The sequence below is a fragment of the Comamonas sp. Z3 genome (assembly GCF_008121565.1).
GTDB classification, from domain to species: Bacteria; Pseudomonadota; Gammaproteobacteria; order Burkholderiales; family Burkholderiaceae_C; genus Comamonas; species Comamonas brasiliensis.
In genome coordinates, this window is record NZ_VOQU01000001.1 from 779,502 (window position 1) to 791,678 (window position 12,177).

The 12,177-nt window shown below is 63.0% G+C and carries 11 protein-coding genes and 2 tRNA genes; 3 read left to right on the forward strand and 10 right to left on the reverse strand.

Annotated features, from left to right (window positions below):
- Positions 1-124: 124 nt before the first annotated feature.
- The 4 genes from FSY59_RS03695 to FSY59_RS03710 form a co-directional block, all read right to left on the reverse strand.
- Positions 125-215 (reverse strand) — tRNA-Ser (locus FSY59_RS03695).
- Between the two features lie 68 nt (positions 216-283).
- Positions 284-374 (reverse strand) — tRNA-Ser (locus FSY59_RS03700).
- A gap of 91 nt (positions 375-465) precedes the next feature.
- The gene (locus tag FSY59_RS03705) at positions 466-1,386 is read right to left on the reverse strand and encodes an SPFH domain-containing protein (protein WP_003056384.1); all 921 of its coding nucleotides are present in this window, start codon (positions 1,384-1,386) and stop codon (positions 466-468) included.
- Positions 1,387-1,476: 90 nt separating this feature from the next.
- Positions 1,477-1,902 (reverse strand): NfeD family protein, encoded by a 426-nt coding sequence (locus FSY59_RS03710; protein WP_003056382.1) that lies wholly within the window; start codon positions 1,900-1,902, stop codon positions 1,477-1,479.
- A 139-nt stretch (positions 1,903-2,041) separates the two neighbouring features.
- On the opposite strand from FSY59_RS03710, the gene FSY59_RS03715 reads away from it, so the two are divergent.
- Both FSY59_RS03715 and FSY59_RS03720 read left to right on the forward strand, forming a co-directional pair.
- A complete protein-coding gene (locus tag FSY59_RS03715; protein ID WP_148728481.1) occupies positions 2,042-4,627 on the forward strand; it encodes an arginine/lysine/ornithine decarboxylase in 2,586 nt (861 codons plus the stop codon).
- 95 nt (positions 4,628-4,722) lie between these two features.
- Positions 4,723-5,181 carry a VanZ family protein gene (locus tag FSY59_RS03720; protein ID WP_255439138.1) on the forward strand — a complete coding sequence of 153 codons (459 nt, stop codon included), beginning with the start codon at positions 4,723-4,725 and terminating at the stop codon, positions 5,179-5,181.
- An 89-nt stretch (positions 5,182-5,270) separates the two neighbouring features.
- Here FSY59_RS03720 and FSY59_RS03725 read toward each other — a convergent pair whose 3' ends face one another.
- From FSY59_RS03725 to FSY59_RS03735, 3 genes are all read right to left on the reverse strand, one after another.
- Positions 5,271-6,290 carry a tripartite tricarboxylate transporter substrate binding protein gene (locus FSY59_RS03725; RefSeq protein ID WP_029158638.1) on the reverse strand — a complete coding sequence of 340 codons (1,020 nt, stop codon included), beginning with the start codon at positions 6,288-6,290 and terminating at the stop codon, positions 5,271-5,273.
- Between the two features lie 113 nt (positions 6,291-6,403).
- Entirely contained in the window at positions 6,404-7,621 is a 1,218-nt protein-coding gene (locus FSY59_RS03730; RefSeq protein ID WP_370458230.1) for a CaiB/BaiF CoA transferase family protein, read from the reverse strand.
- Between the two features lie 45 nt (positions 7,622-7,666).
- A complete protein-coding gene (locus FSY59_RS03735) occupies positions 7,667-8,602 on the reverse strand; it encodes a hydroxymethylglutaryl-CoA lyase (protein ID WP_148728483.1) in 936 nt (311 codons plus the stop codon).
- A gap of 140 nt (positions 8,603-8,742) precedes the next feature.
- On the opposite strand from FSY59_RS03735, the gene FSY59_RS03740 reads away from it, so the two are divergent.
- Entirely contained in the window at positions 8,743-9,471 is a 729-nt protein-coding gene (locus tag FSY59_RS03740; RefSeq protein ID WP_003056376.1) for an IclR family transcriptional regulator, read from the forward strand.
- 62 nt (positions 9,472-9,533) lie between these two features.
- On the opposite strand, the gene FSY59_RS03745 is transcribed toward FSY59_RS03740, so the two are convergent.
- The 3 genes from FSY59_RS03745 to fabI all read right to left on the reverse strand — a co-directional run bounded on the left by FSY59_RS03745 (position 9,534) and on the right by fabI (position 12,108).
- A complete protein-coding gene (locus FSY59_RS03745; RefSeq protein ID WP_148728484.1) occupies positions 9,534-10,436 on the reverse strand; it encodes a DNA ligase in 903 nt (300 codons plus the stop codon).
- Positions 10,437-10,613: 177 nt separating this feature from the next.
- A complete protein-coding gene (locus FSY59_RS03750) occupies positions 10,614-11,135 on the reverse strand; it encodes a superoxide dismutase family protein (protein ID WP_003056373.1) in 522 nt (173 codons plus the stop codon).
- A gap of 172 nt (positions 11,136-11,307) precedes the next feature.
- A complete protein-coding gene (gene fabI, locus FSY59_RS03755; RefSeq protein ID WP_003056371.1) occupies positions 11,308-12,108 on the reverse strand; it encodes an enoyl-ACP reductase FabI in 801 nt (266 codons plus the stop codon).
- Between the last annotated feature and the right edge of the window lie 69 nt (positions 12,109-12,177).

The following is a 12,177-nucleotide window of genomic DNA, read 5'->3' on the forward strand; positions in this document are numbered from 1 at the left end:
CATTCGCCGGTGCCAGGCTGGATTCATGTGGCGCTAATGCTGCACCGTGAATTCAATTCGCATTCACAGCCGAATGCGCTAAAAAGAAAAAAGGCCTTGAATTGCTTCAAGGCCTTTTGTCATTTGGCGGAGCAGGCGGGATTCGAACCCGCGGTGGGCTATTAACCCACACACGCTTTCCAGGCGTGCGACTTAAACCACTCATCCACCGCTCCACAGCGATCCCGAAAATACTTCATTGCTGAAGTAAAAAACCAAGTGTGGTCGACTTGATTTTAAAATCTGGCGGAGCAGGCGGGATTCGAACCCGCGGTGGGCTATTAACCCACACACGCTTTCCAGGCGTGCGACTTAAACCACTCATCCACCGCTCCGTGTGATGAAGCCGCTATTCTAACCAGAAATTTCGACCTCAAAATGAAAGTGCAGAAAGTTCTTTTCTGCACGGCGCATCAGGTGAGGCGGTCAGGCGCTCTTGCCCACTTGCACCATCTTCATGGCGGAGGCAATCAGGCCGGAGACTTCGGTCATGTTTGCAGGAATGACCAGGGTGGTGTTGGAGTCTGCTGCCACCTTGCTGTAGGCCTCCACGGCGCTTTCAGCCACCTTGAGCTGTACCGCCTGCTCGCCGCCGGGCTGGCGGATGGCCGTGGCCACGCGCTCCAGCGCCTGTCCGGTGGCTTCGGCCACGGTGGTGATGGCTGCGGCCTCGCCCTGGGCCTTGTTGATGGCAGCCTGCTTTTCGCCTTCGGAGCGGGCGATGAAGGCCTCGCGCTCGCCGGTGGCGATATTGATCTGCTCCTGGCGGCGGCCTTCGGAAGCGGCGATCAGGGCACGCTTTTCACGTTCAGCCGTGATCTGGGCCTGCATGGAGCGCAGAATTTCAGCGGGCGGTGTCAGGTCCTTGATTTCGTAGCGCAGCACCTTCACGCCCCAGTTCAGCGCGGCCTCGTCGATGGCATTGACGACCTGGGCGTTGATCATGTCGCGTTCCTCGAAGGTCTTGTCCAGCTCCAGCTTGCCGATCACGCTGCGCAGCGAGGTCTGGGCGAGCTGGGTGACGGCCATGATGTAGTTGGACGAACCATAGCTGGCGCGCATGGGGTCGGTGACCTGGAAGTAGAGAATGCCGTCCACGGTCAGCTGCGTGTTGTCGCGCGTGATGCAGACCTGGCTGGGCACGTCCAGGGGAATTTCCTTGAGGCTGTGCTTGTAGGCGATGCGGTCGACGAACGGGATCAGAAAGTTCAGGCCGGGCGTGAGCGTGCCTGCATATTTGCCCAGACGCTCCTTGACCCATGCATGCTGCTGGGGGACCACCTTGATCGAGCGGACGATGAAGATGACGGCAATGATGGCGATGGCGAGAGGGACTGCGTAATCCATATTGTCTCCAGCCCTTGTGGGGCGTTGGTGTGAAGAAAGAGTGCGAGGCGTTCCAGCGTCCAGCATAACCATGCCGGGGCTGGGCGGTGATCAGATCTTGTCAACCAGCAGGCGGTTGCCGATGACTTCGGCCACGCGGTGGGGGCCGGGAATGGGCAGGGCGCCCTGGCGTCCCATGACGGTCCAGGTGGCGCCGCGATAGCGGACCTGGGCCGTGCCGTCGGTGTTCCACTGCTCCACGACCACGGTCTCACCCACATCCATGTTGACATCGCGATTGCTGGAGGCGGGCTGTCTGCGCGGGCTGCGCTTGCGCAGCAGATAGCAGACGAGGACGGCGCCCGAGCCCAGCAGCGCCGCGGCGACGATCTGGCTGCTGGTGCCCATGCCGAAATGAGCGCACAGTGCGCCGACAATGGCACCCAGAGCCAGCATGAGGAGATAGAAAGTGCCGGTCAACAGCTCTGCAATGACCAGCAAACCGACAAGCAACCACCATGCGGTGGAGAGATCCATATCTGAACTCCTGTTAAGGGCTGTATTTAGTGCACCACATTCTGGGTTAAAAACAGCCTGTTTCAAAGCCGCAATAAGGATATTCCTTACACTTCGCGGCTGTTTCGTTTTTTAGGCCTGATTGGTACGGAGGCTGTTCATGAAGTTTCGCTTTCCCATCGTCATCATCGACGAGGACTATCGTTCCGAGAACACCTCGGGACTGGGCATCCGCGCCCTGGCTCAAGCCATTGAAGAAGAGGGCTTTGAAGTCCTGGGCGTGACCAGCTATGGCGATCTGTCGCAGTTCGCCCAGCAGCAAAGCCGGGCCAGCGCCTTTATTTTGTCGATCGACGACGAGGAATTCCAGCTCGGCGGCGACAAGGACCCCATCATTCACAGCCTGCGCGACTTCATCGGTGAAGTGCGCCGCAAGAATGAAGAGGTGCCCATCTACATCTACGGCGAGACCAAGACCAGCCGTCACCTGCCCAACGACATTCTGCGTGAGCTGCATGGCTTCATTCACATGTTCGAGGATACACCCGAGTTCGTGGCCAAGCACATCATCCGCGAAGCCAAGAGCTATCTGGAGAGCGTGCAGCCTCCTTTCTTCAAGGCGCTGCTGGACTACGCCGAAGACGGCTCCTACAGCTGGCACTGCCCCGGTCACTCGGGCGGCGTGGCCTTTCTCAAGAGCCCCGTGGGCCAGATGTATCACCAGTTCTACGGTGAGAACATGCTGCGCGCCGACGTCTGCAATGCCGTGGAGGAGCTGGGCCAGCTGCTGGACCACAACGGCGCCATCGGCGAGTCCGAGCGCAATGCCGCGCGCATCTTCAATGCCGATCACTGCTACTTTGTGACCAATGGCACATCGACCTCCAACAAGATCGTCTGGCACCACACCGTGGCACCCGGCGATGTGGTGGTGGTGGACCGCAACTGCCACAAATCCATCCTGCACTCGATCATCATGACGGGTGCGATTCCGGTGTTCCTCAAGCCCACGCGCAATCACTTCGGCATCATCGGACCGATTCCGCAGAGCGAGTTCTCGGTCGAGTCCATCCAGGCCAAGATCGCCGCCAACCCTCTGCTCAAGGGTGTGGACGCCAAGGCCGTCAAGCCCCGCGTACTGACGCTGACGCAGTCCACCTACGACGGCGTGCTCTACAACACCGAGACCATCAAGGGCATGCTGGACGGCTATGTGGCCAATCTGCACTTTGATGAGGCCTGGCTGCCCCACGCTGCCTTCCACCCCTTCTACGGCAGCTATCACGCCATGGGCAAGAAGCGCAAGCGCCCGGTGCATTCGGTGGTCTATGCCACCCAGTCCATCCACAAGCTGCTCGCCGGCATCAGCCAGGCCTCGCATGTGCTGGTGCAGGACAGCCAGACCGAGAAGCTGGACCACCCGCTGTTCAACGAGGCGTATCTGATGCACACCTCGACCAGCCCCCAGTACAGCATCATCGCCAGCTGCGATGTGGCTGCCGCCATGATGGAGCCGCCCGGCGGCACGGCCCTGGTGGAAGAGTCGATTGTCGAGGCGCTGGACTTCCGCCGTGCCATGCGCAAGGTGGAGGACGAGTTCGGCGACGACGACTGGTGGTTCGAGGTCTGGGGCCCTGAAGCCCTGGCCGAGGAAGGCGTGGGCACGGCCCAGGACTGGATCATCCGCGGCACGGACGCATCGACCAAGACCCGCTCCAAGAAGAACGGCAAGGAGTTCGACAACTGGCACGGCTTTGGCGATCTGGCCGATGGCTTCAACATGCTGGACCCCATCAAGTCCACCATCGTCACGCCCGGCCTGGACCTGGACGGCGACTTTGCCGACACCGGCATTCCCGCGTCCATCGTCACCAAATACCTGGCCGAGCACGGCGTGGTGGTCGAGAAGACCGGCCTGTACTCCTTCTTCATCATGTTCACCATCGGCATCACCAAGGGCCGCTGGAACACCATGCTGACGGCGCTGCAGCAGTTCAAGGACGATTACGACCGCAACCAGCCTCTGGCGCGCATCCTGCCCGAGTTCTGCCAGCAGCACCGCCGCTACGAGCGCATGGGCCTCAAGGACCTGTGCCAGCACGTGCACGAGATGTACGCCAAGTACGATATCGCACGCCTGACGACCGAGATGTATCTGTCGGATCTCAAGCCCACGATGAAGCCCTCGGATGCCTATGCGCATATCGCGCAGCGCAAGACCGAGCGTGTGGAAATCGACCATCTGGTCGGCCGCACCACCGTGGGTCTGGTCACGCCTTACCCGCCCGGAATTCCGTTGCTGATCCCCGGTGAAGTCTTCAACAAGAAGATCGTGGACTACCTGGTGTTCGCGCGCGAGTTCGCCAAGGAGTGCCCGGGCTTCGAGACCGATATCCACGGTCTGGTGGAGCTGGAAGACGAAAACGGCGAGATCCGCTATTACGCCGATTGCGTCGCGGAGACCCAATCCGTGCCTGCCAAGAAGGCCCCTGCGGCCAAGAAGCCTGCAGCCAAGTCCGGCGCGGTCAAGGCGGCAGCCAAGCCCGTGGCGAAGACGGCGGTCAAGGCCGTAGCCAAGCCTGCGGCAAAGCCCGCCGCCAAGACGGGCAAGGCTTCGCCCAAGGCCAAGGCTTCTACGCCTGCCGACATGGACGTGCGTGTGGCCGGAACCGCCGCCAAGGCGGCCCGCAAGGGCAAGAAGCCGGTGCAGGTGGGCGATGCCGGACCGTTTGGTCGCACGCTGTGACGCGCCGATGATTCGTTGACGCGAATCGCTGTGTCAGGACAAAGCCCGGGGTGCTCCGCATGCCGGGCTTTTTCATGCCGGATATGAAAGAGGTCATGCGTTCACCACTGTCGATGACTGCTGCAGACCAGCGCCTGTGGCGGGTTCCGGCCGCCTGCAGCCTGGCCTGGGCGCTGTTCATGCTGTGGGGCTGCCTCAATGAAACCGGCGCCAGCGGCGGCCTGATCCTGAGGCTGTTCCCGTTTCTGAATGGAATAGCGTATGCGGACAAGCTGGTGCACGCGAGTCTGCACGGCGTGCTGGCCACGCTGCTGTGGTGGGCGGCAGTGCTGCGTGCGCGCAGTCTGGGTCGGGCCTGGACGCTGGCGCAGGCCGCATGCGTGGTGGGGCTGTGCGCGGTCTATGGCGGCCTGATAGAGGGTCTGCAGTCGTTTCTGAGCGTCACGCGCGGCGCTGAATGGCTGGATGCGCTGGCCAACACCTTGGGTGCCGGCCTGGCCGTGCTGTTCTGGCAGAGGCTGGGGTCACGGTGGCTGTATCCATCAAAAATATAGCAGCTACCGCTTTGTATCACTTGTTTTCATGGTCGATGTATATGAAAAACAAGATGAGGAAAGCGGAAGATGCTTCTATTTGAATAGCGTTATTCCAGTGTGATCTTCGCGTCGCGGATCAGCGCGGCCCAGCTGGCCTGCTCCTTTTGCAGATAGGCCTGGGCGTCCTGCAGGCTGCCGCCCATGGGCGTGCTGCCTTCGGATTGCAACTGCTTGAGCACGGCGGGGTCCTGCAGCCCGGTGTTCACTGCGGCATTGATCTTCTGCGCCAGCGCGGCAGGCGTGTTCCTGGGGGCCACGATCAGCTTCCAGTCCACGGCTTCAAAGCCGGGAAAGCCGGACTCGGCCACGGTGGGGACCTGGGGCAGGATGGCTAGACGCTTGGCCGAGGTCACCGCCAGTGCGCGCAGGCGCTGGCCCTTGATCATGGGGTAGACCGCCTGAGGCGTGCCGAACATATAGTGGGTCTGCTTGCCCAGCAGATCGGTCACGGCCGGCGCGGCGCCCTTGTAAGGCACGTTGAGCACATCGATCTTGGCCTTGTAGGAAAGCATTTCCCCCGCCAGATGGCCCACGGTGCCCGTGGACGCCAGGCCTTGCTTGATGGCGCCGGGCTGGGCCTTGGCCGCGGCAATCAGGTCCTGCAGCGATTTCCAGGGCGAATCGGCGGGCACGACCAGCACCACGGGCTGCGAGGCCACCAGCGCCACGGGAAGCAGATCGGTCTTGGCATTGAACGGCATGCTGGGCAGCAGCGAGGGATTGATGGCCAGATTGGCGGTCTGTCCCATGCCGAAGGTATAACCGTCGGCAGGTGCCTTGGCGACGGCATCAAGTCCGATATTTCCGCCCGCACCAGGCTTGTTGTCCACCACGATGACCCAGCGATTCGCGGTCGCCATGCGCTCGCTGATCTGGCGTGTCACCGTGTCGGTGCCGCCGCCAGGCGTGAAGGGCACGACCATGCGGATCGACTTGGCGGGCCATTCCCCGGGCTGGGCGCTGGCGCTGCCGCTGGCGACCGCCATGGCCATCAGCGCGCAGGCTGCAATGGCCTGGCGGCGGTTTGCCGGTCGTGCTGCGCAATGGAGGAAAGAGCTGTGTTTCATGGTTTTGTCTCCTGGTGGCTGGAAATTGGGGTAAGGAATCCCCGCAGGGCGTGCATGGGCGCCCTGTTCTGGGGTGTGCTGAAGAAGGCGGAGCCGTGGCCCCGCAGGGTCGCTCAGTCAGGCAGGCCCTGGGCCAGTGCCTGGGCCTGGGCTTGGCTGTAGCCCAGGGCGGTCAGAATCTCCAGGCTGTGCTCGCCGAGCTTGGGTGGCGAGAGACGCACCTGCAGATGCTTGCCGTCCAGGGTCAGCGGCAGCAGCACGGTCTTGCTGTCGCGGCCGTCGGGCAAGGTGATGGGGGCCAGCGCACCGGTGGCGTTCAGGTGCGGGTCTTCGAGCAGGTCGTGCGGGCGCGCGATGGGCGCAAACGGCAGGCCCTTGTCCTCGAAGACCTGGGCGATATGCGCGGCGCTGTATCCGGCCATGGTTTCGCGCAGCAGCGGCATCAGCCAGCTGCGGGCCTGCACGCGGTCGTTGTTGCTGCCAAGGCGCGGATCGTCTCGCAGCTGGACCAGGCCGAAGGCATCGCAGAACTCGCGCCATGCGCCGTCGCTGACTACGGCCAGAAAGATCTGTTCGCCGCCCTGGACTTCGAACACGTCGTAGATTGCCCAGGCCGAGATGCGTGCGGGCATGGGGGCTGCGGGCTTGCCGGTCACCGCGTACTGCATCATGTGCTGGGCGATGAGGAACACATTGTTCTCGAACAGTGCGCTTTGCACTTCCTGGCCCTTGCCGGTCTTTTCGCGCTGGGCCAGGGCCGCCATGGCTCCCATGGCACCGAACATGCCGCCCATGATGTCGTTGACACTGGTGCCCGCGCGCAGCGGGTCGCCGGGCCGGCCCGTCATATAGGCAAGGCCCCCCATCATCTGCACCACCTCGTCCAGGGCCGTGCGGTGTTCGTAGGGGCCGGGCAGAAAGCCCTTGTGGCTCACATAGACGAGGCGTGGAAACCGCTGCCTGAGGCTTTCATAGTCCAGGCCCAGCTTGGTCATGGTGCCGGGTTTGAAGTTCTCGGTCACCACATCGGCCGTGGCGATCAGCCGCAGAGCGGCTTCCTTGCCCTCGGGGGTCTGCAGATCCAGCGTCAGGCTTTTCTTGTTGCGGTTGAACAGCGGGAAAAAGCCCGAGCCCGAGCCCAGCAGCTTGCGCGTGGCATCGCCGTTGCGGCCGTGGCCCACGGGCTCGACCTTGATGACTTCGGCGCCCAGGTCGGCCAGCATCAGGCCGCAGCTGGGGCCCATGACCATATGGGTGAATTCCACCACGCGGATGCCGGCATAGGGCAGGGGAGCAGCGCCGGTGCTGGCGGATTCGGTTGAGGAGTGCATATTCATCTCTTGTGGTGCCCGGCTCGTTGGCGAGCCGAGGCGTGATCAGTAACGGTGAGGCACAAAGCCCTTGGGCAGGCCCGCGGGTGGCAGCATGCCGTACAGCGCCTCCCCCGGCAGGCCGGCGGCCAGCGTTTCTCGCGCTGCAAGCAATCGCTCAATATCAATACCGGTGCGCAGTCCCATGGCTTCGAACATGAAGACCAGATCTTCGGTCACCACATTGCCCGAGGCGCCGGGGGCATAGGGGCAACCGCCCAGTCCGGCCTGGGAGGCGTCGAAAGTGTGCACGCCCGCCTCGTAGGCAGCCAGGCAGTTGGCCAGGCCCAGGCCTCGGGTGTTGTGCATATGCGCGGCGCCGGCCTTGTCGCCGAGTTCGCTGCGCAGGCGCGTGAACAGGCGCTTGACCTGGGCCGGGTTGGCCATGCCCGTGGTGTCCGACAGCCCCGATTCGTCGGCGCCGGCGGCCACGCAGGCTGCAGCCAGAGCGATCACCTCGTCCTCGGGCACCAGGCCCTGCAAGGTGCAGCCGAAAGCGGTGGAGATGCCGGCCTCGATATGCACAGCAGGGGCGATCTCATCGCGCAGCCTGGCGATGGCGCGCACTTCCTCCACCATCTGCGCGGGTGTCTTGCGCACATTGGCCATGGAGTGCGCGGGGCTGGCCGATACGGGCAGCGTGATCTTGTGCGCGCCGGCGCGCATGGCGGCTTCGGCTCCCTTGAGATTGGGCACCAGTGCCATGATGGTGACGCCGGGGTGGGTGACGGCGTGGCGCACGACTTCGGCGGCATCGGCCATCTGCGGCAGCAGCTTGGGCGAGACAAAGGAGCCGACTTCGATTTCCTGCACGCCCGCTGCCACCAGGGCATCGATCCAGACGTATTTATGGGCCGTGCTCATGGTGGCCGAGACCGACTGCAGGCCGTCGCGGGGGCCGACTTCGCTGATCAGGAGATCGAAGCGGTGGGGGAATGACATGGTTGCCTCACTTGGATTTCATGCTTGCATTGCGGCTGGCACAATGCTTTAATGATGTTCTATCTGATAGAACTTAATTCTTTCTATTGAAATATTGCCTTGCATTCTGATGCCCTGTCAAGCTGAGGGCAGGAGTTTCTATGCCGCGTAAATCCCTGAATGAATCCGTAGCCGACGAGAATGCCGCGCCTGGCGGTGTGGCCGCAGTGGACCGCGCCCTCAGCGTGCTGAGCGCATTCCAGGATGGCGATGCCGCGCTGAGCCTGGCCGAGCTGGCCGAGCGCACGCGTCTTTACAAGAGCACGGTGCTGAGATTGCTGGCCTCTCTGGAGCATGGGGGCTGGGTTCAGCGCCAGGATGACGGGCGCTATGCGGTGGGCTCCGCCGTGGCCAGGTTGCATGCGGTTTATGAGCAGAGCTTCTCGCTGGACAAGCTGGTCATGCCGGTGCTGCGCGCACTGGTTCAGGCTACGGGCGAGAGCGCTGCCTACCATGTGCGCCAGGGGCGCGAACGCCTGTGTCTGTACCGCGTGGATTCGCCGCACCCGGTGCGCGACCATGCGCGCACCGGCGATCTGCTGCCCCTGGACAAAGGCGCGGGAGGGCGCGTGCTGGTTGCCTTCGATCCGGAACTGGGCGACTGGTCGAAGAAAAATCGCAACCACTATGCGCGTGTACGGGCCGATGGCTACGAAGCCCTGGTGGGTGACAGGCATAGCGAGATCGCCGGCATCTCTGCCCCGGTTTTCCGCCGCAGCGGCGAGCTGGCGGCCGCCCTGACGCTGACCATGCCAGCGCATCGCTATGACGAGCGCTATGTCAAAAACGTGTTGCAGGCCGCGCGCGACCTGGGGACGCAACTGCCGTAGCCACTGATGTCGCGGGATTCAAGCGCATGCTCGATGGTCGCAGGCAACGATGACGTTGTGAGTCACGGGCTTGCCGGCTCGGGCTGAAAGCCCAGCTCGCTGCGCACCCGCACAAAGCGGGCAAAGCGTGGCAGCCCGCTTTTTTCGTGCAGGCCCTGGTGGCGATAGGTGACCCAGCTGCCCAGCGGAGGCGGACTTTTGCGCATCTGGGCCGTCAGCCCGGAGCCCAGTGAAAACTGCCGGCCGTCCGGGGTCTGCACCAGCAGAGCCCCCGTCATGCCCTGCCATTGTCCGCGTCCGCTTCTGTAGCCTATGACCCGGGCTTCGGCATCATCGAAAGGCTTGAGCTTGAGCAGATCGTCGCTGCGGCCCGAGCGATAGGGTGCGCTGCCCTTGTGCAGCATCAAGCCCTCGCCGCCGCCTTTGATGACGGTACTCAGCCATTGCTGCAGCTCCGCTTCCGAGCCCAGTTTGCGCTGCTCCACCATCTGCACCCAGTCCTGGGCAATGGCGCCCACGGTGCGCTGCAGCAGCGGCAGGCGCTGGTCAAAGCTGCCCGGAGCTGCGGGCAGATCAAACACCATGAATCTCATCTGGCGCCAGGCTTGGTCGTCCGGGATGGCCTGTGCCGTGGTGGACTGGGCATGGGCAAACCGGCCGCGTCCGGCCCAGAGCTCGCCATCCATGGGGGTGGCTGGCCAGTCCCGGACAAACCACTCAGGTGCCGCGATCCGCTGCCCGCCACGGCTGACGAGCTGGCGGCCGTTCCAGTAGCCGCGCACGCCGTCCAGCTTTTCGCTGACCCAATAGTCCTTCAGCGGCAGGCCGCTGCGCCAGACCTGGGCCAGCATCAGCGAAGGCGGCTGTGCCGTGGTCTGGGCCAGCACGGCAAAGCCCATGCAGAGGCAGGCGCAGACCAGCCAGAGAATGCATTCCCGAAGGGGGCGGTGCCGTGGTTCAGGCATGGCTATCTCCCGGTAAAGAGGCAGCTCATGCTAGAGCGCGAAGCCCATGCTGTCGATGCGGGCACGAACCCTTATCAAAAAAACGTAGCTGTCAGCGCTTTATCTATAAGGGGTTGCGGCGATCTCATAAAAAAAGCCGCTGCGACCAGGCAGCGGCTTTGTCCTGGGGCAAGGCCTTCAGTCGCGGCTGATGACCGCGCAGGCGATGCGCGCGCCGGCATTGCCCGTGGGCTGGGTGGTGTAGTCGTCGGGCTGGGCATGGACGATGACTGCACGGCCTATGACATTGCCAGGGCCGGCCAGCAAGGTGATGTCTGCCGACTGTACGTTGACGGTGGCCACGCCGTTGGAGTCGGCCTTCAGGCTGGGCAGATCGCCCATATGGTGCTGGGTCGAGTCATATTTGCCATGCGGATTTCCCGAGGGGTTGAAGTGGCCCGCAGCCGCATTGCCGTTGTCACCGCAGTCGCCCTTGTCGTGGATGTGAAAGCCATGCTCGGAATTGGGCTTGAGGCCGTGAATCACGGCGTTGATCACGACCTGCTGACCGGTCTTCTGGGTGAATTTCACATCGCCGCTGACCTTGCTGCCCGAAGTGGCCTGCAATCTGGCGATGGCCTGGGCGGGCTGGGGTTCGGGGGTGCTGCAGGCCGTCAGGGCAGCAGCGGATGCGGCCAGGATGAGAAAACGATATGGCATGTAAGCTCCTCTTGAGTATTCGTCAGAACCATAGATAAAACACTGTGAACCATAGCGTCAGTGCTCTGCCGTGCTTGTAGGGCAAGGGCCAAGATGTCGCACAAGGCGGCAAAAAACAAAGCCCCGCAGGCTGCTGAGGCCTGCGGGGCTGGTGTCATCAGAAGCGATGGGCTCAGACCTGATCGGCCGACAGGCCTGCGGTCTGGCTGAAGCCGCCGTCCACATAGGTGATCTCGGCGGTCACGCCGGAGGCCAGGTCGGACAGCAGGAAGGCCGCGACATTGCCCACGTCTTCGATCGTCACATTGCGGCGCAGGGGCGCAGCATCGGCCACGCGGCCCAGCAGCTTGCCGAAGTCCTTGATGCCCGAGGCTGCCAGCGTCTTGATGGGGCCGGCGGAGATGCCGTTGGCACGGATGGCGCGGCCGTCTGCGGTGCGGCCCACGGCTTCGGCCAGGTAGCGCACGGACGCTTCCAGCGATGCCTTGGCCAGGCCCATGGTGTTGTAGTTGGGGATGGAGCGCAGGGCACCCAGATAGGACAGGGTCAGCAGCGAGGACTTGTCGTTCAGGTAAGGCAGGGCTGCCTTGGCCATGGCGGGGAAGCTGTAGGCGCTGATATCGTGGGCGATCTTGAAGGATTCGCGGCTCAGGCCGTCGAGGAAGTTGCCGGCAATGGCTTCGCGGGGAGCAAAACCGATGGAATGCACAAAACCGTCGAACGTGCCCCAGGCTTCGCCCAGGCCTTTGAACATGGCTTCGATTTGCTCGTCGCTGCCGACGTCGCAGTCAAACACCAGCGTGGAGTTGAAGTCGGCCGCGAACTCGGTGATGCGGTCCTTGAATCGTTCGCCCACATAGCTGAAGGCCAGCTCCGCGCCTTGTTCGTGACAGGCCTTGGCAATGCCATAGGCGATGGAGCGGTTGGACAGGACGCCCGTGATCAGCAGCTTTTTACCGGCGAGAAAACCCATTGTTGTTCTCCAGAGAAAATTGAAAGAGGGGACTGCACCATCTGTGGCAGCGGCGCAATCTTTGAAAAC